This is a genomic window from Bradyrhizobium iriomotense (genome assembly GCF_018130765.1).
GTDB classification, from domain to species: Bacteria; Pseudomonadota; Alphaproteobacteria; order Rhizobiales; family Xanthobacteraceae; genus Bradyrhizobium; species Bradyrhizobium iriomotense_A.
On the sequence record NZ_JAFCJZ010000022.1, the window covers coordinates 1 to 20,414 of the forward strand.

Below are 20,414 nucleotides of genomic sequence, written 5' to 3' on the forward strand. Positions count from 1 at the left end.
TGGAATCCCCTGTGGCCAACCCGAGTCAATCCGCCGCACTAGATACGTGCATGCCCTAGCGCCTTCGCGGGGACGACACCGAGCATGAGGCGCGCGCGTGCGTCTTCCAGCCAGCTAAAGCCTCAATACCCCCTGACCCGGTCCACCACATTCTCCAACGCGCCGCCCGCCTCGAACCGAGCGATCTGCTCGGCGACATAGGCCGAGATCGCGTCCGCGTCGGTGTCGGCGGCGTTGTGCGGGGTCAGCAGCACCTTGGGATGGGTCCAGAACCGGCTGTCCTTCGGCTGCGGCTCCTGCACGAAGACGTCGAGCGAGGCGGCGCCGAGCGTGCCGTCGTCGAGGCAGGCGAGAATGTCGGCCTCGTTCTGCAGGCCGCCGCGGCCGGCATTGATGACCACGGGCGCTCCGAACGGTCCCGAGCGGTTGAGCTTCGTGAAGACGTCGCGGTTGAGGATGCCGTGCGTGTCCGGGGTCAGGGGTAAAAGGCTGACGAGGATGTCGGTCTTGCGCAGGAAGGCGTCCATGCCTGCAGTGCCGTGGAAACACTCGACGCCCTCGATCGTGCGCGGGCTGCGGCTCCAGCCGACGACACGGAATCCGAACCGTCGCAGCACGTCGGCCGCATCGGCGCCAAGCGTACCCAGGCCCATCATGCCGACCGTGACCGCGCTCGCCGGCCACTGATATTTCGGCTCCCAGCGCTTCACGCGCTGCGAATCCCGCAAATACAGCTCCTGGCGGTGGTGCATCAGCACGTGCAGCACGACATATTCGGTCATGCGGTTGGTCAGGTCAGGCACGGCGACGCGAACCAGCGGCACGTCGGGCAGGCTCTTGTCCGCCATCAGGGCGTCGACGCCCGCGCCGAGATTGAAGATCGCACGAAGATTGGGGAACGACCCGAGATCGCCCGGCACCGGCTTCCACACGGCGGCATAGTGCACCTCAGCCGGATCGAGCCCGGTATCGGGCAGCAGCACCACGGGGCGGCCGGCGCAGACCGAATCGAACCGGGCCTTCCAGCGCTCCGGCAGCCAGTTCTGCTGCGTGCTGTTGATCAGGACGGCCAGTGTGCCTTTGGTCATTCGAAGTGCCTCGTCGGGTTCCGCTTTTGAAGGCCCTCCTTGGCACGATCTGCCGGATTTTTCTTGCAAAATTTTTCCGCAGCCCTGTCGGGGCGGGGCATATTGGATCGTCTAGAGAACAAGAGGTTGGGGAAGGCGCTGCCCATGCTTTATGCGATTCTTTGCTATCACGATGAGGACTTCGTCGGCTCCTGGAGCAAGGAGCAGGACGAGGCCGTGATGAAGAAGCTCGCCGTGGTGCAGGAGAAGCTCACCCGGCAGGGCCGGCTCGGGCCGGTGGCGCGGCTGTTGCCGACCACCGCGGCTGCGACCCTGCGCAAGGAGGACCCTCCGCTGGTGCTCGACGGTCCCTATGCCGAGACCAAGGAGCAATTGCTCGGTTTCTACATCGTCGATTGCAAGAACCTCGACGATGCACTCGACGTTGCGCGCGAGCTGGGCGCGGCCAATCCCGGCGGCGCCTATGAGGTGCGTCCCGTCGGCGTGTTCCGGCCCGGAGGAAACCTGACGTGAGCGAGACCGAAACCGCCTGGATCGAGACTGCGCTGACCTCGGCGCGACCCCAGGCGGTGGGCGCGCTGCTGCGCTATTTCCGCGATCTCGACACCGCCGAAGAAGCCTTCCAGAACGCCTGCCTGCGCGCGCTGAAAACCTGGCCGCAGAACGGGCCGCCGCGCGATCCCGCGGCGTGGCTGATCATGGTCGGTCGCAACGTTGCGATCGACGAGGTGCGCCGGACCCGCAAGCAGCAGCCGCTGCCCGAAGACGACCAGGCGATCTCCGACCTCGACGACGCCGAGGGCGCGCTGGCCGAGCGGCTCGACGGCTCGCATTATCGCGACGACATCTTGCGGCTGATGTTCATCTGCTGCCATCCGCAGCTGCCGGCGACGCAGCAGATCGCACTGGCCTTGCGCATCGTCTCGGGTCTCACCGTGAAGCAGATCGCCCGCGCCTTCCTGGTCTCGGACGCGGCGATGGAGCAGCGCATCACGCGAGCCAAGGCGAAGGTCGCCGAGGCCGGGACGCCGTTCGAGACGCCGGGTGCGATCGAGCGCTCCGAGCGGCTCGCGGGCGTCGCGGCGATGATCTACCTGATCTTCAACGAGGGCTATTCGGCGAGCGGCGACACCGCGGCGATCCGCACACCGCTGTGCGAGGAGGCGATCCGCCTGGCGCGGCTGCTGCTGCGGCTGTTCCCGAGCGAGCCTGAAATCATGGGGCTCACCGCGCTCATCCTGTTGCAGCATGCACGCAGCGCCGCGCGCTTTGCCGCGGACGGCTCGCTGATCCTGCTGGACGACCAGGACCGCTCGCTGTGGAACGGCACCATGATCGCGGAGGGGCTCGCGCTGATCGACAAGGCGATGCGCCATCGCCGCAGCGGGCCGTACCAGATCCAGGCCGCGATCGCCGCACTGCATGCGCGCGCGGCAACGCCGGAGGAGACCGACTGGGCCCAGATCGACCTGCTCTACGGCGCGCTCGAAGTGATGCAGCCTTCGCCCGTGGTGACGCTCAACCGCGCCGTCGCGGTCTCCAAGGTGCACGGGCCGCAGGCTGCGCTCGACCTGATCGAGCCGCTGGCGCCGAAGCTTGCCAATTACTTCAACTTCTACGGCGTGCGCGGCGCGTTCCTGATGCAGCTCGGCCGCAATGACGAGGCGCGCGTCGCCTTCGACCGCGCCATCGCGCTGGCCAACACCTCCGCGGAAGCCGCCCATATCCGCATGCATCTCGACCGGCTGATCCGGGACAGCCAGCCGAAGGCAAAGGAAAGTGCGAAGGTGAAGTAGGCGCGGTGCCCCCCACATCGTCATTCCGGGGCGGTCCGCAGGACCGAACCCGGAATCTCGAGATTCCGGGTCACCCTTCGGGTGCCCGGAATGACGATCAAAAAAATTCCGCCTCTTGTCGGCCCCGGCCATCCTCCTTCGTCTTAATCCCGTATCCAGGGAGCCATTCATGCTGAAAGCCATTGCCGTCATCGCCATCGTTCTCGCCGTCGGCATCGCCGGCGTCCTCGTCTTCGCGTTGACAAAACCCGACAGCTTCCGCGTCGAGCGCAGCCTCGCCTTGAAGGCGCCGGCCGAGGCGATCTACCCACACGTCGCCGATTTCCATCGCTGGGCCGCCTGGTCGCCCTATGAGAACCGCGATCCCGCGATGAAGCGAACCTTTGCCGGAACTGCGGCAGGAAAGGGCGCGACCTATGCCTGGGACGGCAACAACAATGTCGGCGCCGGCCATATGGAGATCCTCGAGGCGAGCTCGCCGTCAAAGCTCCGCATCAAGCTCGATTTCGAGCGGCCCTTCGAGGGCCACAACACCGCCGAGTTCACTTTTGTGCCGCAAGCCGAGACTACTCTGGTCACATGGGCGATGTACGGTCCGGCCCCGTTCATGTCCAAGGTGATGCAGGTGTTCATCAACATGGACAGCATGATCGGCAAGGATTTCGAGGCCGGCCTTGTGAGCCTGAAGAAGCTCACCGAGAAACAATGAGCCTCACTGCCCAGGGAAGAAGAGGAGAGAAACGATGCTCAATCCCTATCTGTTCTATCAGGACACTTGCGAAGCGGCGTTCACCTATTACGCCAAGGTTCTCGGCGGCAAGATCGACGCGATGATGCGTGCATCCGAAGCGCCGCCGGACATGCCGGCTGCACCCGGCCGCGAGAAGATGATCATGCATGCGCGGATGTCGTTGCCCGACGGTAGCGTCTTGATGGCCTCCGATGCGCCGGGCGAGCACTTTCACAAACCACAGGGTTTTTCGGTCTCGCTGACGATCGCGGATGTTGCGGACGCCGAGCGCAAGTTCAACGCGCTCGCCGACGGTGGCTCGGTCACCATGCCCTTCAGCAAGACGTTCTGGGCCAAGGGTTTTGGCATGTGCGTCGACAGGTTCGGCATTCCCTGGATGGTGAACTGCCCGGCCGAGGGAATGTGACAGCGGCGGTCGCCTGACACGCCCGGCGGCGCGCCTCTCTCGATTGTTGCGAGCAAGGGGCGCGGCCGGGACCGTTACGTCATGCGCCGATCGACTCGTGTGCCTCTCACCGGATCGATCCGGTCACGTCGTCGCCAGGCGGCGAGGACCGAACGCAGCGCGGGCAGATCACGAGCTTGGTGCCGAGCCGCTTGTCGTTCTCCGCTTCGATCTCGTCGTGGACTGCCCACCACGCCTCGGAGTACGGACGCAAGGTGGTGAGCACTCTTTCCCGCTCCTGATTGGGATTGTCCTGCACAGGTGCGGGACTGGCGGCGCGCCGCTTTGTGACGTGAGAGCGATTCGGGTTCTGGCCGAGGCCGTCCCATGCGATCGGACGACGCTCCTGCGCCGGCGCGACCGCGCACCCCAAGAGCGCTGCGCAAAAAGTGAGCAAGAAGAAGCAGTGTCGCATCATGCCGGGCCTTTGGAGCGGTACGCGACGCGCAAATTCCGCTTGGGAAGTATCGCATCGCGCCAGTTAAATGGAACTTAAGGGAAACGACGTGGCCGGCATGGCCGAATAAGGAATCATGCTCTCGCATCACTTTGCGAGCGCAGTGAGGCTGCTTCGTGGAGAGGTGCGGCCCGCATCGCACAACAACTGGCGCAATAATAGGCTGTGAACTCAGCGTCAAAATCGCTAATCATTTCTTCATAAATTCTACAAACTGGGATGGGCGTGACTTGGAAGGGAGCGACCGATGGCGGCGGCGCTACAGATCAACTTTGCACTCTGGGGTATGCTCATCTGCGCGAGCATGGAACTGGCGCAGATGATCCAGAGGTTCTTCTAGAACCGACGCAGCGTGTGACTGGCGCAATGTCGCCGGCGCGCTTGCCCGTCAGCTCACGAGCAATGCGATGAGCGTGAAGCTGACACTTGCGATGACAAGCATCGAGACGATGTAGTTGCGCGGTCGCGCCGTCCGGGAGGACGTCGGTCTCCTCGGTCGTGGCGGCTCCACGCTGTGCCGGTCGGGTAGCGACGGCGCGAGCGCAGCGTCTGCACCCGAGCCGGAATATTTCACATAGAGCTCGAGCAACCGCAGTTCGGACGCGAGGTCCATCAGGCCCTCGCGGTCGCGACGCGACAGCAATTCGAACTCGACGGTTTCCTCGGAGCTCAGTCGACCGAGGACGATCCGTCCCTGGTCCGACAGGCGGTAGCGAAAATCGATGGGTTGCATGACGTGCGACCCGCTTGAAAACGAGCAATCTTGAAAAGGCAAAACCATACTACTCTGTGACCACTGCTGAGATGTGACGCCGCCGCGGCCTCAGTCTGGCCAAATTCAATCATAAACCGCAGGGAAGCGCTGCAAACCGCGTAAATTGTGCAGCCATTGCAAAGCGGTTGAGCGGATTCAGGGGCTGCGGAGGGGGATTTTCGCGGAACTGCCTAATCGCCGCACAGTGGCGGACTGATCGCAGTCACACGGCGCCCGCGCCGCCCTGGCGTCACCGGCAGCGCGGATAGATCGCGGCGAGATCGCGCCCCTTCAGCAGCAGTAACCGCGAAGTGAGGCCGCCGCGGCGGCTGATCCAGTCGCGCACCGGGCCGGGATAGGCGGCCAGCACCGCTTCGGATGCTTCCGGCTCGGCATAGATGCGCCCGCGCCGGTCGATCGAACGCGCGGCATGGAAGCCGAGCACGGCGCGCTTGGTGACGCAGATGCGCTCGCCCGGCACGATGCTCAGCACCAGCGTGCAGGCGGAGAGGCAGGGACCGTCGATCACCACGCGCTCGCCGCTTTCGCGCACCTTCTCGAACAGATCGAGGAACGGCCCGACCTGTCCGCCAGGCGACTGGATGATGCGGATTTCGGCGGCAGCGGGCGTGGCGGCGACGAGCGCGGATGCGAGCATCAGGACTTTGAGAAAGATGATGCGCCGCATGAGCTCTCCACCAACTCGGTTTCGTAGGGTGGGTTAGCCCTACGGCTGCGCGAAGCGCAGTCCGTTGGCGTAACCCACCATCTTTCTCGCCGCGTGAAAAGAGGTGGGTTACGCCCGGCGGCCGCGCTTCGCGCAGCCGCAGTGCTAACCCACCCTACAAGGTCCTACCCGTTCCGCCTTTGCCCGCGCAGCGTCGGCAAACCGATGCCGGCCGCATCGAAGCCGCCATCGACGGCCAAAATTTGGCCGGTGATGTAGCTCGATCGTTCCGAGCACAGGAAATAGATCGCTTCAGCGAGTTCCTCCTCCAGGCCGTAGCGGTTGAGCGGAATGGCGTCGTGATAATCGGCGCGGATCTCTTTGGTGTGCACCTGCTTGGCCATCGCGGTGTCGACCGGCCCGGGCGCGACCGCGTTGACGCGGATGTTGAGCGAGGCGAGCTCGACCGCCAGCTGTTTCGTCAGATGGGCGAGTCCAGCCTTGCTGGTGCCGTAGGCCGAGCGCAGCGTCGAGGCGCGCACCGCCGAGATCGAGGTGATGTTGACGATGGCGCCGCCATCGCTGTCGCGCATCAGGGGCACCGCGGCCTTGGTGCAGAGGAGCGGGCCGGTGAGATTGACCTCGAGCACACGTCGCCAGTCGGCATCCGACGTCTCCATCAGCGGCGCGAACACGGCGATGCCGGCATTGTTGACGAGCGCGTCCAGCCGGCCGAAGCGCCGTTCGATCGCCGCCATCGCGGCGCCGACCGCCACCGCGTCGGAGACGTCGCAGGTCAGCGCCAGCGTCGCCTCGTCCTGGCCGATCTCCGCGACCGCGCGGCCGAGCAGCTCGCTCTCGATGTCGAGCAGCGCCACGCGCCAGCCCTCGCCAAGGAACTTCTTCGCGGTCGCAAGCCCGATGCCGCGCGCGGCTCCGGTGACGAGGGCGACTTTTTGCGGGGCTTGCGGCATGGGCTGGTCTGTCCTTCTGGCGGAAACGGAAGCCGCACGGGCGGCCAGCGCCTTTTACTTCGCTTTCGTTCCGGCAAGAATAGATTTCCGTCACTCTGAGGTGGCCGCGTCTTCAGCGACCCTCGAAGGATGACGGGGACAGAGAGTGGATCGGCGAGCTACGCCAGTTCCGCCGAGGCGTCCGCGGGCGTTGTCGGCGCGGCCGGTTGTGAATCGTCTTCCACAGGGATGCTTGCTGCGGAGACGATCGATGCCTGACGACCATGAGCGCGTGATCCGGAACCTGTTTGCGCCTATCTCGCCAATGACCGGCAGCGGTTGAGCGATGCGCTCGCCGACGACTTCCGCTTCACCAGTCCGTTCGACGACGACCTCGACAAGGCGGCCTATTTCGAACGCTGCTGGAGGGACACGGGCTGGATCGCGCGGCATGACATCGAGCGGATTTTCGTGCGGGGCGATGAGGCCTTTGTCACCTATTGCTGCCTGGCAACGGATGGCAGGAGCTTTCGCAACACCGAGTTCTTCACCTTCGCCGGCGGCAAGGTCCGTCGCATAGAGGTCTATTTCGGCGCGGCGCGGCAGGATGGCCGTTTTCTGCCACAGCCGCGCTAGCGCGGTGCAATAACCTTGCGAATAATTTTCGTCGCCTTGTCGGTTCCGTAGGATCTCGCTCGTCTTGCAGGGGAGAGCGGGCGGCTCCGCCGCTGCTCTCCCGACAGTGAAAGTAGGGAACACCATGCGATTCATGATGCTGATGATCCCGCTCGGCTACGAGAGCGCGCCGGCGGACGTCCAACTCGATCCCGAGCGCGTCGCCGCGATGATGCGCTACAACGAGGCCCTGAAGGATGCCGGCGTGCTGATCACGCTGGACGGCTTGCATCCGCCCTCGATGGGCGCGCGCGTCTCGTTCGCGACCGGCGCGCCTGTTGTGACCGACGGTCCCTTCGCTGAGTCCAAGGAAGTTCTGGGCGGTTACTGGATGATCGAGGTCGCCTCGCGCGCCGAGGCGATCGCCTGGGCCAAGAAGTGCCCGGCCTCGCCGAACGAAATCATCGAGATCCGCCAGGTGCAGGAGATGAGCGATTTTCCGCCGGAGGTACACGCGGCCGCCGCCGGCTTCGAGAACCTCAAGACGTAGACGAGACTGCCGCTACCCGATTTTCCATCCAGCCAATCAACCGAAGGAGATATCCATGAGCACCGAACACAAATTCCTCGTCGTCTATCTCGGCAGCATGAGCGGCGAAAAAATGAAGGCCTGGCACGCGATGCCCGAGGCGGAGCGGAAGGCCAAAGAGCGCGAGGGCATGGCCGCCTGGCACGGCTGGGTCGAGAAGCACAAGGACGTCATCGTCGAGATTGGGGGGCCGCTCGGCAAGACCCGCAGGATCGACGGCAAGGGCATCACCGAGATCAGCAACGCGCTGACCGGCTTCACGGTGGTGCGGGCCGCCTCGCAGGAGGAGGCTGCAAAACTGTTCGAGAACCATCCGCATTTTGCGATCTTCCCGGGCGAGGCGATCGAGGTCATGCCCGTGCTGCCGATTCCGCAGATGTAGGCTCACTGATCGTCATTCCGGGTTCGGCTCTTTGAGCCGCCCCGGAATGACTGCGGAGAATACGGAGTTAATCAAACCCGACCTGCGCTAGTGACCTTCACGCCCGGCTCATGTAAAAGCCGTTCACATGAGCTGGCGCAAGGAGCGCCGCGCCGAGCGCGGCTATCACCACGGTAATCTGAAGGAAGCGCTGTTGCAGGCCGCCCTCGGGCTGATCGCCGAGAAGGGCGCGGCCGGCTTCACCTTTGCCGATGCCGCGCGCATGGCCGGCGTCAGCGCGGCGGCGCCCTACCGGCATTTCCGCGATCGCGACGAACTCTTGTCCTCGATCGCCCAGCGCGGCTTCGAGCAGTTCGAGGCGCGCCTCACCGCGGCCTGGGACGACGGCCGGCCCGATACGGTCACGGCGTTCGAGCGCGTCGGCAAGGCCTATCTCGCTTTCGCCCGCGAGGAGCCGGCGTTCTACAACGCGATGTTCGAATCCGGCCTGCCGGTCGATGCCAATCCGGCGCTGCAGGCCGCCAGCGAACGCGCTTTCAACATCATCCGCGCCGCGGCCGAGCGGCTTGCGGCACTGGCCCCGCCCGGCACGCCGCGCCCGCCGGCTATGATGATGGCGCTGCACATCTGGTCGATGGCGCACGGCGTGGCCTCGCTGTTCTCGCGGGGCGATGCCGCGCGGCGGAAGCTGCCGATGTCGCCGGACGAGCTGCTGGAGGCCGAGGTGCTGATCTATCTGCGCGGGCTCGGCTTCCCGACCGATCGCCGACCGCCGGCCAAGGGCGCCGAACCGCCGCCGGTGCCACCGGAGGCCTCCTCCGGTTCTGGTGTGCCGCCGGGCGGCACTCCAGGTGGTCCTTGGGGCAAGCCGAAATAAAATTGCGCAAATAATTCCGCGGCCCTGTCAGGCGGCCAGCTTGACAAAATCGCGGGATGGTCTAGCTATGTAAATGTTATTTACATTCACAACGGCGCTGGTGCCGTGATGGAGATGGGAAATGGCCTACACCGCTGATGTCAATCGATGGCGCGGCCCTTCGGACCAATACCAACAACAGTACGAGCGTCCCCGCATGCTCGACACGCCCTGGCATCCCGGCTGGATCGCCGTGACCATTCTCGGCTTCATCATCTGGTGGCCGATCGGACTTGCCCTTCTCTTTTTCACACTCGGGAGCAGAAGAATGTCGTGCTGGAGCCACCAGGATCGCTGGCAGAACAAGATGGAAAAGATGCAGTACAAGATGGACCGCATGCGCGACCGCATGGAGCGCCGCGGCTTCGGCTTTGGCTTCGGCCCGCCGTCCTCCGGCAACCGCGCCTTCGACGAATACCGCAGCGAGACGCTGCAGCGGCTCGAGGAAGAGCAGCGCGAGTTCAAGGATTTCCTGACCCGTCTGCGTCACGCCAAGGACAAGGAAGAGTTCGACCAGTTCATGGCGCAGCACAAGACGCGTCCGACCCCGCCGCCGACCGACCAGCAGCAAGGCTGATCTGACGGTTCGCACCTCTCAAAGCCTTCAGGCGCATGCCCCCAAAGTCCTGATGGCCCCGAGCCGCCCGTCTGCGCAACCCGCAGGCGGGCGGTTTGGTTTTGGCAGACGCGAACCAGCCGCCGACAATCCGACACCAAGACTTGGCGCACCATTCACTCCACCGCGCAGCTCATGTCCGGATGACACGCACCATGGACCTCACCACCCGCCTGCTGCTTGGCGTGACCGCCTTCGCGGTGCTGGGCTATATCGGCGTTGTCTATGGCAGCTGCGCGCGCGATTCCGATTGCCATTTCCGGCTCTGTGCCGGCGGACGCTCGCTCTGCGGCGTCGATCACGTACATGTGCAGGATCGGTAGAACCCGATCCGCGCCAGGCCCGACCAAGCTCTGACAGCGCCTTCCGCAGCGCCAACAGGGCCGACCATGACCGAGGCCGAACGCAAACAGATCAACCAGTGCATTGCACTGCTCGAGCGCGCGACGGCGCTGTTCGGGCGGTTCGGCGGCCTGATTCCGATGGCGATCGCATTCCTCAATAAGTGGCCGACGCAAGTGGAGCTCTATCCGCACTGGCAGGTCGGCGAATCCTGGAAGGTCTTCCTGAGCCTCTATCTCTATTGGTTCGCGTGGCTCGCGCTCGGTCGGGCAATCTCGTTTGCGAAGGGGAGCCTCACACCATGATCCTGCTTCGCGATGTCGCGCTCTTCGTGCTGCCGATCCTCGTCGCGGCGGGCGGCTGGCTTTATGCGCTCGGCCTGCACAAGCAGGCGCGGCCGGGTCGCGCGTGCGAGGGGACGCGTCCCGGCGGCACCGAAAAGTTCAGCGCACCGTGACGAGCTGCGCGCGAACCGACGTCAAGAAGTGCTCGTAGGCGTGGTCCACGATCTCGTTGAGCGACCGGGTTCGCGCGAACATCGCCCTGGCCTCGGTGAGAAACTCGTCGCGGGTCGGGATCTTCGGCAGGTGCAGATGCGTCAGCGCATCGACGCCTTCGTGAGCGCGATTGAAGATGTCGTGCAGCGTCGGTAGTTGCAGCTGGGCGAGATCAGCACGGTGCAGCGCCGACGAGATCGCGTGCGCCAGCGCGTGAGCGTCGAACCGTCCGGCGAGCTGGCGGGCCGCCCGATTGATGACGCGCGAGCCGAGCGGCTGCTCGTTGCGCAGCACCAGCTCGGGCGGCGCCTTCATGTTCCAGACCACGCCGAACCAGGACAGCACCTTCAGCACGTAATAGGTCACGTCCACTTCCCACCAGCGGAAGCCTTGCCGTACGCTGCTCTGATAGGCGTGGTGATTGTTGTGCCAGCCCTCACCGAGAGTGAGTAACGCCAGCAGCCAGTTGTTGCGGGAATCGTCGCCTGTCACGTAGCGCTTGCGTCCATGCACATGGGCGAGGGAGTTGATGCAGAAGGTCGCGTGATAGACCAGCACCGTGCTCCACAGGAAACCGACCACCAGACCCGACCACCCCGCACCTGCGAAGCAGAGCACTGCAAGCGCAACGGCCGGCAGGAGCTCGAGCCGATGCAGCCACATCAGCTCCGGATAGACCGTGAGATCGCCGACCTTCACGAGATCGGTCTCGTCGTGCTCCCGATAAAAGATCCAGCCGACATGGCTGTACAGGAAGCCGCGTTGGCGCGGCGAATGCACGTCCAGTTCGGTATCGGAATGCAGATGATGGTGCCGGTGCTTGGCCGCCCACCACAGAACGCTCTTCTGCGCGCTGCTCTGCGCGAGGCAGGCCAGGATGAATTGAAACACGCGGCCGGTCGCAAAAGCCCGATGGGAGAAATAGCGGTGGTAGCCTGCCCCGATTCCGAACATGCGCACGACGTAGAGTGCACCGCAGATCGCGACGGCCTCCCAGGTGACGCCCGACCAGATGGCCGCGAAGCAGCCGAGATGGACCAGCACGAACGGTATGGCGGAGGGGTACATGACGTCGTCATGGTGGTCGTCGGCAGGCGCGTTGGGCGACATGTCTTGGCGTGACCTTGGGTGAGGAGGGAATTCGCATCGGCCGCGCAGGACGCCGGGTATGAAAAACCCGCGGATGGCGGACCACCGCGGGGGGCTTGAGATGCTCTGCGTGTACATCCCCGGCCAACGCAGCGTCGGCCGAATAGCCGACGGACTATATGGTCGCGGGTGCCTGGCATGCAAGCTCGTAGCCTCACGGGGAGCTGCGGCATGTCGCGCGGGGCGGCGTGGCGCGCCGGCCACCCACGCCCTATATTCGGCACCTGAGCAGGACGGGTCAGAACACCGGAGGCGGCGATGGCGGAAGCTGCGACCTTGGCGAGCGACGGCCTCTGGCGGAAGCTTCGCGGCGAGGCGCAGCGCGCGGCCGCCGCCGATCCCGTGTTCGGCAAGGCCGTTGCCGGCGCCATTCTCGCCCATGATGATTTTGCCGCGGCCCTCGCCGATCTGATCGGCCAGCGGCTTGGCAGCGGCACGGCCGAGCGCGCGCGCTTCACGTCCTTTGCCCGCGATGCCTTTCACGGCGAGCCGGACCTGATCGAAACCGCAGCCTGCGACTTGCAGGCCATCGCGCTTCGCGATCCCGCCATCGCCGAGCTGCTGCCGCCCTTGCTGCACTACAAGGGCTACGTCGCGCTGCAGGCGTGGCGCGTCTCGCACTGGCTGTGGCATTGCGGCCAGATCGATGCGGCGCTGCTGTTCCAGAACGAGGCCTCGAACGCCTTGCAGGTCAGCATCCACCCGGCCGCCAGCATCGGATCATCGGTCTATCTCGACCACGCCACGGGCATCGTGATCGGCGCCAACGTCATCATCGGCGACGAGGTCACCATCCTGCAGAACGTCAGCATCGGCCGTCGCAGCGAGCTGCCGGCGCGTTCGCCGCGCATCGGCCGCGGCGTCTACATCGGCGGCGGCGCGACCATCCTCGGCGACATCAGCATCGGCGATCTTGCCAAGATCGGTGCCGGCACGGTGGTGACGTCGGACATTCCCGCCGGCTGCACCGCGGTCGGCAATCCCGCGCGATTGACCAACTGCCCCGAGCCGGCATCAGTGGCCTGATCCCATCATTCTTCGGAGACTCCCATGAAGACGGCAATCGTGATCGGCGTCGGCCCGGACCGCGGGCTCGGGGCCCGGCTCTGCAAGCGTTTTGCGGCCGACGGACTCAAGGTGATCGTCGCGGGCCGGACGCTGTCCGCGTTGCAGGCGGTGGCAGACGACATCACCAAAGCGGGCGGCGCGGCCGTGCCCATCGTCGCGGACGCGACCAGCGAGCGCGACATCGTCGCCCTGTTCGATGCCGCCGGCGAAGACCTTGACCTCGCCATCTACAACGCCGGCAACAACACGCCCGGCAAGATCATCGATATGGACGCCGACTATTTCGAAAAGGCCTGGCGCGTCGTCTGCTTCGGCGGATTCCTGTTCGGCCGCGAGGCGGTCCGCCGCATGGTGCCGAAGAAGTCAGGCACGCTGCTCTTCACCGGCGCCAGCGCATCGCTGCGCGGCCGCTCCGGCTACGGGGCCTTCAACTCGTCCAAGGCGGGCCTGCGCACGCTGGCGCAGGCGATGGCAAAGGAATATGCGGGCGACGGCATCCATGTCGGCCATGTCGTGGTCGACGGCGCGATTGCCGGCGACAAGATCTTTTCGCGCTTTCCGGATGCTGCCGGGCGCGAGGATAGCCTGATCGACATCGAAGGCATCGTCGACGGCTTTGTCTTCCTCTACCGCCAGCCCGAACGCGCCTGGTCGTTCGAGCTCGACGTGCGGACCTCGAAGGAGAAGTGGTGAGGCCTTGTCCCTTGCCTCACCGATTCAGGCGGCAGCCTTGTTCTTGATGGCTCCGACGATCGCAGTGAGGATCGCCCCGCCGGCGCCGCCGGCGACGACTTGTGACACGATGCCGCCAACGCTCAAGTTTCCAGATTGGGCTGCGGCCATGATGGACGGAAGCAGCAACGTAATGACCTGGCCGAGCACTCCGCCACCGACCAGGCCTGAAATGACGTTTCCGGCCATTCCGAGATCAAATGTCGGCGAAGACTTGCCCGCACCAATTCCACCAAGCGCGCCCGAGACGAGGTTGATCAGAATCTGTTCCATGCGAATCTCCCGAACGAGGTCGTCGGGCAACTCGCCGGCAACTATTTTCAGTTGTCTGACCAGCGGCCCATTCCCGCATCGTCCGGCGGCTTACAGGCAAAGACAATAGAGTGTGTTGCCGATCGGCCGGTGAAACAAACCCTCACGCGTGGCACAGGCTGCATAGGGACTTATTCAGCTTGGCGGGAACCCCGTCATTGTGCGCCGCCCTCATCAGCAGCGAAGGCATCGTCGATGCCTTCGCTGTCCTTTGCTAACCACCCCACGCGTTCTCTCAATATCCGTCGGCTAACCCCGTGTTGCGGCGGGGATCGTTGGCGCCATAGTAGCGGTTGTTGCCGACCGGCTTGCCGCCAAGCGAAGGCGCGCCCACGATGATGACGGCCAGATGGTTGGCCGGCTGCGGCGGGCCGAATTTGTGGCCCATGCTCTCCAGAATCTTCTGCGTGTCCGGCGACAGCGCGTAGTTCTCGACATTGGTCAGGTCAGGCAGCCACTGCTGGTGGATGCGCGGCATGTCGACGGCTTCCTGCGCGTTCATGCCGTAGTCGATGGCGTTGATCATGGTTTGCAGCACGGCGGTGATGATGCGGCTGCCGCCGGGCGTGCCCACCACCATCACCGGTTTGCCGTCCTTGCTGACGATGGTCGGGCTCATCGAGGAGAGCGGCCGCTTGCCGGGCGCGATGGCGTTGGCCTCACCCTGCACCAGGCCATACAGGTTCGGAACGCCAACCTTGGCGGTGAAGTCATCCATTTCATCATTGAGCAGCACGCCGGTCTTCGCAGCCGTGACCTTGGCGCCGAACCAGTCGTTCAGCGTGTAGGTGACGGACACGGCGTTGCCGTCCTTGTCCGCGATTGAATAGTGCGTGGTGTTGCTGCCCTCGTGCGGCGCGACGCCCGGCTTGATGTCCTTGGAGATGCCGGCCTTGTTCGGGTCGATCACGGCGCGGATCTTGGCCGCGTAAGCCCTGTCGAGCAGGCGGTCGAGCGGATTCTTCACGAAGTCGGGATCGCCGAGATAGCTGTTGCGGTCCACGTAAGCGTGCCGCATCGCTTCGATCTGCACGTGCATGGCAGCTGCGGAGTGATAGCCCAGCTCCTTGAGCGGATAGCCTTCCAGGATATTCAGGATTTCGCAGATGATGACGCCGCCCGAGCTCGGCGGCGGCGCGGAAACCACGTGATAGCCGCGATAGTCACATTCGACAGGTGCGAGCTCGCGCGTCTTGTAGCCGTCGAGGTCGTCCTGCGTCAGCAGGCCTTTGCCGGCCTGGCTGGATGCCACGATGGCGCCGCCGACCCAGCCCTTATAAAAGCCGTCGGTGCCCTTGCTGCTGATCTCGCGCAGGGTTTTCGCCAGCTCGGATTGCACCAGCCTGTCGCCCACACCGAATGGCTGGCCGTTGTTGAGGAAGATGGCGCTGGATGCTGGATCGTCCTTGAAATCGTTGGTTGCCGTGCGCAGCAGGTCGATGTCGCCCTGGTCGAGCACAAATCCCTGTTCGGCGAGCTGGATCGCGGGAGCGAGCAAATCGGCGCGCTTCATGGTGCCGTATTTTTCGCGCGCATATTCCATGCCCGAGACGGACCCCGGCACGCCCACGGCCAGATGCCCCTTGGTCGAGATGCCCTTGATGACGTTGCCGTCCTTGTCGAGATACATATTGGCCGTCGCCCCCTTGGGGGCCGTCTCGCGGAAATCGAGGAAGGTTTTGCGGCCGTCGGCGACCTGAATCGTCATGAAGCCGCCACCGCCGAGATTGCCGGCCGCCGGATAGACGACGGCAAGGGCATAGCCGACGGCCACGGCAGCATCGACGGCATTGCCGCCGCGCTTGAGCACCTCGACGCCCACCTGTGTCGCCAGATGCTGCGCGGACACGACCATGCCGTTTTCCGAGGCGACCGGCGCAACCGATGCCGCGCGCGCGGGGCTGAATGTGACGAGGCAGATCGATACGACCGCGGCGGTCATCCACCGCGCATTTGTTTGTGGTTTCGGCATGGGGAGTTCCTTAGGGCTGGCCGGTGATGCCGGCACGTTGTTGTCCGCGAACGGACCCTATCAGCTCGCGCCGGCTGAGGGGGGACGAGGTGACGCGCGATGGAGCCCCGCGCCCCGCTGCGCTCTGCCATGTCATGAGCCGGGGAAGGAGGAAACCCATCCCCTCTATCGGTGAAGGGGCGCAGTGGTGCTGCCCTGCACACTGCGCTCCCTCCCCCCTTGCGGGGCCTTGCGGGGGAGGGCGGGGGAGAGGGGTGCCCAGGAAATGGTGCTCGTTGCGTATCCGATTTCTTGATCACGGTGAGAATCCCCGTGTGGCACCCATCTCCCTAACCCTCCCCCGCAAGGGGGGAGGGAACCGACCTTGCTCGGAGCTGGCAGCTTCCGCCTCTGGCAACGCCGTGCAGCGCCTCCGGCCGCCGCAAAGCCCCCATCCCCCTGCGCCGCCTACCTTTCCCGCAGCCAAATTCGCCCCCGGTAACCCCGCATTAACCATCGGCGGGCTCTGGTAAGGGCGGACAGGCGTGCCCGGAGCCCGAAGTCAAGGCCTGGGGTCGAGGCCCCTTAGTTTTGACATCTTGGCAGGGAATGCAGGCGGCCGGCTTTGGACGAGCCCTGCACCCCAGAAAGACAAGGCTTTGAGCGGGCTTGCCGGCCGCGCGGTTGGCGCGGCGGTTGGGGAACCGGCAGTCATTTGCAGCCGGGACATGAGGTTGAAGATCGCCTTGAGAGGATATCGCTTATGAATCCGGCCGACGTGGCTCAGTCAGCCCTCCCGGTTGCCGCTTCCGCGGACGTGTCGCTGATCGCGCTGTTCTGGCAGGCTCACTGGATCGTGAAAGCGGTGATGCTGGGACTTCTGTCCTGCTCGGTCTGGGTCTGGGCGATCGCCATCGACAAGATCTTCCTGTTTGCCCGCACCCGCCGCTCGATGGACCGGTTCGAGCAGGCCTTCTGGTCCGGCGAGTCGATCGAGGAGCTCTATCGCACCCTTTCGGCCAAGCCGACGCATTCCATGGCAGCCTGTTTCGTGGCGGCGATGCGGGAGTGGAAGCGCTCCTTCGAGAGCCATGCCCGCTCGGTCGCGGGGCTGCAGATGCGGATCGACAAGGTCATGAACGTCTCGATCGCCCGCGAGGTCGAGCGGCTGGAACGCCGCCTCCTGGTGCTCGCCACCGTCGGCTCCGCCGGCCCCTTCGTCGGCCTGTTCGGCACGGTCTGGGGCATCATGTCGAGCTTCCAGTCGATTGCGGCGTCGAAAAATACCTCCCTGGCGGTGGTGGCCCCCGGTATTGCCGAGGCGCTGTTTGCGACCGCCGTCGGCCTTATCGCCGCCATTCCTGCCACTATTTTCTACAATAAGTTCACTTCCGAGGTGAACCGGCAGGCCCAGCGGCTCGAGGGCTTCGCTGATGAATTTTCAGCCATCTTGTCCCGTCAGATCGACGAGCGGGGCTGACGGACGGCATGTATAGTGTGAAGGGCAATTTGGGCACGCGATCATGGCCATGAACGTTGCGAGTTCGTCCGGCGGCGGCGGGCGCCGTGGCCGGCGCAAGCCCGTCGTGGCCGAGATCAACGTCACGCCGATGGTCGACGTGATGCTGGTGCTGCTCATCATCTTCATGGTGTCGGCGCCGATGCTGACGGTCGGCGTACCGCTCGACCTGCCCCAGACCCAGGCCAAGAGCCTCGAGAACAACGACCAGAAGCCGCTGCAGATGTCGGTCGACATCAAGGGCAAAGTCTTCATCAACGACGCCGAGGTCGCGATCAACGAGCTGGTGCCGAAGCTGAAGGCGATCACGGACGCACGCGGCGGGCTCGAGGAGCGCATCTATCTGCGCGCCGACAAGAAGGCGGATTACGGCACGGTGGCCAGGGTGATGGGCCTGTTGTCCGGCGCCGGATTCAAGAAGCTCGCCCTCGTCACGGAAGCGGATCAGGGGTCCTAGGCCGGTGAAGGTGAACGTCGACAAGACACTCGTTGCGTCGATTGCTCTCCACGTCCTCGTGCTGGGATGGGGCCTCGTCACCTTTAGCAGCAAGGCCTACATCGCGCCGGAGGAGTCGCTTCCGGTCGACATCATCTCCACCGATCAGCTCGCGCAGATGATGGCGGGGCAGAAGACCGGTGACAAGAAACAGCCCAAGCCAAAGGTCGAGAAGATCGCGGAAGCGAAGCCCGAGGAAGACGCCGTCGGCAAGGTCACCGAGAAGAAAGAGCTGATCAAGACCAACTCGACCCCCGAGCCGCCACCGAAACCCGTGGAGAAGCCGGTCGAGAAGAAGCCCGAGCCGCCGAAGCCCGTCGCCGAGGCCAAGCCGAAGGAAGAGCCGAAGCCGCAGGAAAAGAAGCCTGATCCGGCCAAGGAAGATCCGATCGCCGAGCTCCAGAAGAAGATGGACACCAAGAAGCCGCCGCCGAAGCCGGTCGAGCAGAAGGTCGCGGCGGTGCAGCCGCAGCAGCAGCCGAAGCCGAAGGAGCGCAGCTTCGATCCCGCGCAGATCCAGCGCGATCTCGACAAGCGCGCCGCGACCCGGCACGAGCAGACCGGCTCGGCGCTGAATGCGTCGGCGTCGCTGGGAGCGGCGACCGGGACTGCCGCAAACAACGTCGCGACCTGGCGCGGCGCATTCCAGGGTGCCGTCAAGCGCTGCTTCACGCCCACCTATAACGGGCAGGACGCCGATCAATACGAAGCCGACATCGACATTCCCATGAAGATCGATGGATCGCTCGCATCCGAGCCCATCGTCGTCGCGGTGAGGGGACCGTCGCGGTCGATCGCCCAGGCGGTGGCCGAGAGCGCCAAGCGCGCCATCGTGCAGTGCCAAGTCTATTCCTTCATGCCGAAGCAGCAGTACGAGAGCTGGAAGCTCATCCCCATGACTTTCGGCCTGAAAGACATGTTGTGACATCCGAACAAAAGAATTTTGCAATGAATGACGCTCGATCGATGAACCGCCGCTGCTTCATGACACTGACCGGGTCGACGCTCGCGATGCTCGGGGGCGGACGGGCATTCGCCCAGCAGCCGCAGCAGGGGCGGCTCCGCATCGATCCCACGGAGTTTCGGCCGATTCCGATCGCGATCACCAACTTCGTGCCGGGCTCGCCGTCCGACGGCGATGTTGGCAATGGCGTCACGCAGGTCATCACCAACAATCTGAAGCGCTCGGGCCTGTTTTCCCCGATCGACCAGGCCGCCTTCATCGAGCGCATCAGCAACATCGACGCCGCGCCGCAATTCGAGAACTGGAAGACCATCAACGCGCAGGCGGTCGTCACCGGACGGATGACGCGGCAGCCGGACGGTCGCCTCAAGGCCGAATTCCGCCTGTGGGACGTCGTCACCGGCCAGCAGCTCGCGGGACAGCAATATTTCACCTCGCCGGAATATTGGCGCCGCATCGCCCACATCATTTCCGACCAGATCTACGAGCGCATGACCGGCGAGAAGGGCTATTTCGACAGCCGCGTCGTGTTCGTCGACGAGACCGGGCCGAAGGAGCGCCGCGTCAAGCGGCTTGCGATGATGGACCAGGACGGCGCCAATGTGCGCTATCTGACCCGCGGCTCCGACCTCGTGCTGACGCCGCGCTTCTCGCCGAACTCGCAAGAGATCACCTACATGGAGTTCGGCCAGGGCGATCCGAAGGTCTATCTCTTCAACATCGAGACCGGCCAGCGCGAGATCGTCGGCAATTTCCCCGGCATGACCTTCGCGCCGCGCTTCTCGCCGGATGGCCAGCGCGTCATCATGAGCCTGCAGCAAGGCGGCAATTCCAACCTGTTCGTGATGGATCTGCGCTCGCGCTCGACCACGCGCCTCACCGACACGCCGGCCATCGACACGTCGCCGTCTTACTCGCCGGACGGGACCCGCATCTGCTTCGAATCCGATCGTGGCGGCAGGTCGCAGATCTATGTGATGGGCGCGGGCGGAGGACAGGCGCAGCGCATCTCCTTCTCCAAGGACGACACCAACGCCAGCTATTCGACGCCGGTGTGGTCGCCGAAGGGCGATTACATCGCCTTCACCCGGCAGGGCGGCGGGCAGTTCTCGATCGGCGTCATGAAGCCTGATGGCAGCGGCGAGCGTCTGCTCACCTCCGGCTTCCACAACGAGGGCCCGACCTTCTCGCCGAACGGTCGCGTGCTGATGTTCTTCCGCGATCCCGGCGGCAATGGCGGACCGTCGCTGTACTCCGTCGACATTTCCGGCCGCAACGAGCTGAAGGTGCCGACGCCGGGCTTCGCCTCCGACCCGGCATGGTCGCCGCTATTGTCCTCGACTGCTGGCCAATAA

25 protein-coding genes and 1 pseudogene are annotated in these 20,414 nt (G+C 64.7%); 18 read left to right on the top strand and 8 right to left on the bottom strand.

Going from position 1 to position 20,414, the window contains the following annotated elements:
- Nucleotides 1-122: 122 nt before the first annotated feature.
- A complete protein-coding gene (locus JQ635_RS30060) occupies nt 123-1,088 on the bottom strand; it encodes a 2-hydroxyacid dehydrogenase (protein WP_211413424.1) in 966 nt (321 codons plus the stop codon).
- Nucleotides 1,089-1,232: 144 nt separating this feature from the next.
- On the opposite strand from JQ635_RS30060, the gene JQ635_RS30065 reads away from it, so the two are divergent.
- From JQ635_RS30065 to JQ635_RS30080, 4 genes are all read left to right on the top strand, one after another.
- Nucleotides 1,233-1,601 carry a YciI family protein gene (locus JQ635_RS30065; protein WP_211413425.1) on the top strand — a complete coding sequence of 123 codons (369 nt, stop codon included), beginning with the start codon at nt 1,233-1,235 and terminating at the stop codon, nt 1,599-1,601.
- Complete coding sequence (locus JQ635_RS30070) at nt 1,598-2,884, top strand: RNA polymerase sigma factor (RefSeq protein ID WP_211413426.1); 1,287 nt, start codon at nt 1,598-1,600, stop codon at nt 2,882-2,884. Before JQ635_RS30065 ends, JQ635_RS30070 begins: the two co-directional genes overlap by 4 nt.
- A 169-nt stretch (nt 2,885-3,053) precedes the next feature.
- Complete coding sequence (locus JQ635_RS30075; protein WP_211413427.1) at nt 3,054-3,593, top strand: SRPBCC family protein; 540 nt, start codon at nt 3,054-3,056, stop codon at nt 3,591-3,593.
- Between the two features lie 34 nt (nt 3,594-3,627).
- Nucleotides 3,628-4,041, top strand: coding sequence for a VOC family protein (locus tag JQ635_RS30080; protein ID WP_211413428.1), 414 nt, complete (start codon nt 3,628-3,630; stop codon nt 4,039-4,041).
- 106 nt (nt 4,042-4,147) lie between these two features.
- On the opposite strand, the gene JQ635_RS30085 is transcribed toward JQ635_RS30080, so the two are convergent.
- The 4 genes from JQ635_RS30085 to JQ635_RS30100 all read right to left on the bottom strand — a co-directional run bounded on the left by JQ635_RS30085 (nt 4,148) and on the right by JQ635_RS30100 (nt 6,932).
- Nucleotides 4,148-4,498, bottom strand: coding sequence for a hypothetical protein (locus JQ635_RS30085; RefSeq protein WP_211413429.1), 351 nt, complete (start codon nt 4,496-4,498; stop codon nt 4,148-4,150).
- A 427-nt stretch (nt 4,499-4,925) separates the two neighbouring features.
- Nucleotides 4,926-5,270 carry a hypothetical protein gene (locus JQ635_RS30090; protein WP_211413430.1) on the bottom strand — a complete coding sequence of 115 codons (345 nt, stop codon included), beginning with the start codon at nt 5,268-5,270 and terminating at the stop codon, nt 4,926-4,928.
- Between the two features lie 271 nt (nt 5,271-5,541).
- A complete protein-coding gene (locus tag JQ635_RS30095) occupies nt 5,542-5,979 on the bottom strand; it encodes a hypothetical protein (protein ID WP_211413431.1) in 438 nt (145 codons plus the stop codon).
- Between the two features lie 164 nt (nt 5,980-6,143).
- A complete protein-coding gene (locus JQ635_RS30100; RefSeq protein WP_211413432.1) occupies nt 6,144-6,932 on the bottom strand; it encodes an SDR family NAD(P)-dependent oxidoreductase in 789 nt (262 codons plus the stop codon).
- A 250-nt stretch (nt 6,933-7,182) separates the two neighbouring features.
- Between JQ635_RS30100 and JQ635_RS30105 the strand changes: the two are divergent.
- The 8 genes and pseudogenes from JQ635_RS30105 to JQ635_RS30140 all read left to right on the top strand — a co-directional run bounded on the left by JQ635_RS30105 (nt 7,183) and on the right by JQ635_RS30140 (nt 10,828).
- A pseudogene (locus JQ635_RS30105) lies at nt 7,183-7,547 on the top strand (nuclear transport factor 2 family protein).
- 124 nt (nt 7,548-7,671) lie between these two features.
- Complete coding sequence (locus tag JQ635_RS30110) at nt 7,672-8,076, top strand: YciI family protein (protein ID WP_211413433.1); 405 nt, start codon at nt 7,672-7,674, stop codon at nt 8,074-8,076.
- Nucleotides 8,077-8,131: 55 nt separating this feature from the next.
- Entirely contained in the window at nt 8,132-8,497 is a 366-nt protein-coding gene (locus tag JQ635_RS30115) for a YciI family protein (protein WP_211413434.1), read from the top strand.
- A gap of 127 nt (nt 8,498-8,624) precedes the next feature.
- Nucleotides 8,625-9,374 (top strand): TetR/AcrR family transcriptional regulator, encoded by a 750-nt coding sequence (locus tag JQ635_RS30120; protein ID WP_211413435.1) that lies wholly within the window; start codon nt 8,625-8,627, stop codon nt 9,372-9,374.
- A 121-nt stretch (nt 9,375-9,495) separates the two neighbouring features.
- Nucleotides 9,496-9,990 (top strand): DUF2852 domain-containing protein, encoded by a 495-nt coding sequence (locus JQ635_RS30125; protein WP_211413436.1) that lies wholly within the window; start codon nt 9,496-9,498, stop codon nt 9,988-9,990.
- Between the two features lie 194 nt (nt 9,991-10,184).
- Nucleotides 10,185-10,352 (top strand): hypothetical protein, encoded by a 168-nt coding sequence (locus JQ635_RS30130; protein ID WP_211413437.1) that lies wholly within the window; start codon nt 10,185-10,187, stop codon nt 10,350-10,352.
- A 66-nt stretch (nt 10,353-10,418) separates the two neighbouring features.
- Nucleotides 10,419-10,676, top strand: a complete 258-nt coding sequence (locus tag JQ635_RS30135) for a hypothetical protein (protein ID WP_211413438.1) — start codon at nt 10,419-10,421, stop codon at nt 10,674-10,676.
- Nucleotides 10,673-10,828 (top strand): hypothetical protein, encoded by a 156-nt coding sequence (locus JQ635_RS30140; protein ID WP_211413439.1) that lies wholly within the window; start codon nt 10,673-10,675, stop codon nt 10,826-10,828. The genes JQ635_RS30135 and JQ635_RS30140 overlap by 4 nt, the downstream gene beginning before the upstream one ends.
- Here the strand turns inward: JQ635_RS30140 and JQ635_RS30145 are convergent.
- Nucleotides 10,815-11,978: an acyl-CoA desaturase gene (locus JQ635_RS30145; RefSeq protein ID WP_211413440.1), complete on the bottom strand. Its 1,164-nt coding sequence runs from the start codon at nt 11,976-11,978 to the stop codon at nt 10,815-10,817. The two genes, JQ635_RS30140 and JQ635_RS30145, sit on opposite strands and share 14 nt — an antisense overlap.
- 297 nt (nt 11,979-12,275) lie before the next feature.
- Between JQ635_RS30145 and JQ635_RS30150 the strand changes: the two genes are divergently transcribed.
- The gene (locus tag JQ635_RS30150) at nt 12,276-13,043 is read left to right on the top strand and encodes a serine O-acetyltransferase (protein WP_211413441.1); all 768 of its coding nucleotides are present in this window, start codon (nt 12,276-12,278) and stop codon (nt 13,041-13,043) included.
- Nucleotides 13,044-13,067: 24 nt separating this feature from the next.
- On the top strand, nt 13,068-13,778 hold the full coding sequence (locus JQ635_RS30155) for an SDR family NAD(P)-dependent oxidoreductase (RefSeq protein ID WP_211413442.1): 711 nt from the start codon (nt 13,068-13,070) through the stop codon (nt 13,776-13,778).
- Between the two features lie 24 nt (nt 13,779-13,802).
- Here the strand turns inward: JQ635_RS30155 and JQ635_RS30160 are convergent, their stop codons facing one another.
- Both JQ635_RS30160 and ggt read right to left on the bottom strand, forming a co-directional pair.
- On the bottom strand, nt 13,803-14,090 hold the full coding sequence (locus JQ635_RS30160) for a hypothetical protein (protein ID WP_211413443.1): 288 nt from the start codon (nt 14,088-14,090) through the stop codon (nt 13,803-13,805).
- Nucleotides 14,091-14,364: 274 nt separating this feature from the next.
- Nucleotides 14,365-16,101, bottom strand: coding sequence for a gamma-glutamyltransferase (ggt, locus tag JQ635_RS30165; protein WP_211413444.1), 1,737 nt, complete (start codon nt 16,099-16,101; stop codon nt 14,365-14,367).
- Between the two features lie 742 nt (nt 16,102-16,843).
- Here ggt and tolQ point away from each other — a divergent pair.
- The 4 genes from tolQ to tolB are packed head-to-tail and all read left to right on the top strand — an operon-like array spanning nt 16,844 to nt 20,414.
- On the top strand, nt 16,844-17,560 hold the full coding sequence (gene tolQ / locus JQ635_RS30170) for a protein TolQ (RefSeq protein ID WP_018641591.1): 717 nt from the start codon (nt 16,844-16,846) through the stop codon (nt 17,558-17,560).
- Between the two features lie 43 nt (nt 17,561-17,603).
- The gene (gene tolR, locus JQ635_RS30175) at nt 17,604-18,056 is read left to right on the top strand and encodes a protein TolR (protein WP_027545581.1); all 453 of its coding nucleotides are present in this window, start codon (nt 17,604-17,606) and stop codon (nt 18,054-18,056) included.
- A gap of 4 nt (nt 18,057-18,060) precedes the next feature.
- On the top strand, nt 18,061-19,020 hold the full coding sequence (locus JQ635_RS30180; RefSeq protein WP_211413445.1) for a protein TolA: 960 nt from the start codon (nt 18,061-18,063) through the stop codon (nt 19,018-19,020).
- A gap of 41 nt (nt 19,021-19,061) precedes the next feature.
- Complete coding sequence (gene tolB / locus JQ635_RS30185) at nt 19,062-20,414, top strand: Tol-Pal system beta propeller repeat protein TolB (protein WP_211413550.1); 1,353 nt, start codon at nt 19,062-19,064, stop codon at nt 20,412-20,414.

Coding starts and splice junctions, on each gene's coding strand:
- JQ635_RS30060 (WP_211413424.1), bottom strand. CDS start 1,088: ATGACCAAAGGCACACTGGCCGTCCTGATCAACAGCACGCAGCAGAAC.
- JQ635_RS30065 (WP_211413425.1), top strand. CDS start 1,233: ATGCTTTATGCGATTCTTTGCTATCACGATGAGGACTTCGTCGGCTCC.
- JQ635_RS30075 (WP_211413427.1), top strand. CDS start 3,054: ATGCTGAAAGCCATTGCCGTCATCGCCATCGTTCTCGCCGTCGGCATC.
- JQ635_RS30080 (WP_211413428.1), top strand. CDS start 3,628: ATGCTCAATCCCTATCTGTTCTATCAGGACACTTGCGAAGCGGCGTTC.
- JQ635_RS30085 (WP_211413429.1), bottom strand. CDS start 4,498: ATGATGCGACACTGCTTCTTCTTGCTCACTTTTTGCGCAGCGCTCTTG.
- JQ635_RS30090 (WP_211413430.1), bottom strand. CDS start 5,270: ATGCAACCCATCGATTTTCGCTACCGCCTGTCGGACCAGGGACGGATC.
- JQ635_RS30095 (WP_211413431.1), bottom strand. CDS start 5,979: ATGCGGCGCATCATCTTTCTCAAAGTCCTGATGCTCGCATCCGCGCTC.
- JQ635_RS30100 (WP_211413432.1), bottom strand. CDS start 6,932: ATGCCGCAAGCCCCGCAAAAAGTCGCCCTCGTCACCGGAGCCGCGCGC.
- JQ635_RS30110 (WP_211413433.1), top strand. CDS start 7,672: ATGCGATTCATGATGCTGATGATCCCGCTCGGCTACGAGAGCGCGCCG.
- JQ635_RS30115 (WP_211413434.1), top strand. CDS start 8,132: ATGAGCACCGAACACAAATTCCTCGTCGTCTATCTCGGCAGCATGAGC.
- JQ635_RS30120 (WP_211413435.1), top strand. CDS start 8,625: ATGAGCTGGCGCAAGGAGCGCCGCGCCGAGCGCGGCTATCACCACGGT.
- JQ635_RS30125 (WP_211413436.1), top strand. CDS start 9,496: ATGGCCTACACCGCTGATGTCAATCGATGGCGCGGCCCTTCGGACCAA.
- JQ635_RS30130 (WP_211413437.1), top strand. CDS start 10,185: ATGGACCTCACCACCCGCCTGCTGCTTGGCGTGACCGCCTTCGCGGTG.
- JQ635_RS30135 (WP_211413438.1), top strand. CDS start 10,419: ATGACCGAGGCCGAACGCAAACAGATCAACCAGTGCATTGCACTGCTC.
- JQ635_RS30140 (WP_211413439.1), top strand. CDS start 10,673: ATGATCCTGCTTCGCGATGTCGCGCTCTTCGTGCTGCCGATCCTCGTC.
- JQ635_RS30145 (WP_211413440.1), bottom strand. CDS start 11,978: ATGTCGCCCAACGCGCCTGCCGACGACCACCATGACGACGTCATGTAC.
- JQ635_RS30150 (WP_211413441.1), top strand. CDS start 12,276: ATGGCGGAAGCTGCGACCTTGGCGAGCGACGGCCTCTGGCGGAAGCTT.
- JQ635_RS30155 (WP_211413442.1), top strand. CDS start 13,068: ATGAAGACGGCAATCGTGATCGGCGTCGGCCCGGACCGCGGGCTCGGG.
- JQ635_RS30160 (WP_211413443.1), bottom strand. CDS start 14,090: ATGGAACAGATTCTGATCAACCTCGTCTCGGGCGCGCTTGGTGGAATT.
- ggt (WP_211413444.1), bottom strand. CDS start 16,101: ATGCCGAAACCACAAACAAATGCGCGGTGGATGACCGCCGCGGTCGTA.
- tolQ (WP_018641591.1), top strand. CDS start 16,844: ATGAATCCGGCCGACGTGGCTCAGTCAGCCCTCCCGGTTGCCGCTTCC.
- tolR (WP_027545581.1), top strand. CDS start 17,604: ATGGCCATGAACGTTGCGAGTTCGTCCGGCGGCGGCGGGCGCCGTGGC.
- tolB (WP_211413550.1), top strand. CDS start 19,062: ATGAACCGCCGCTGCTTCATGACACTGACCGGGTCGACGCTCGCGATG.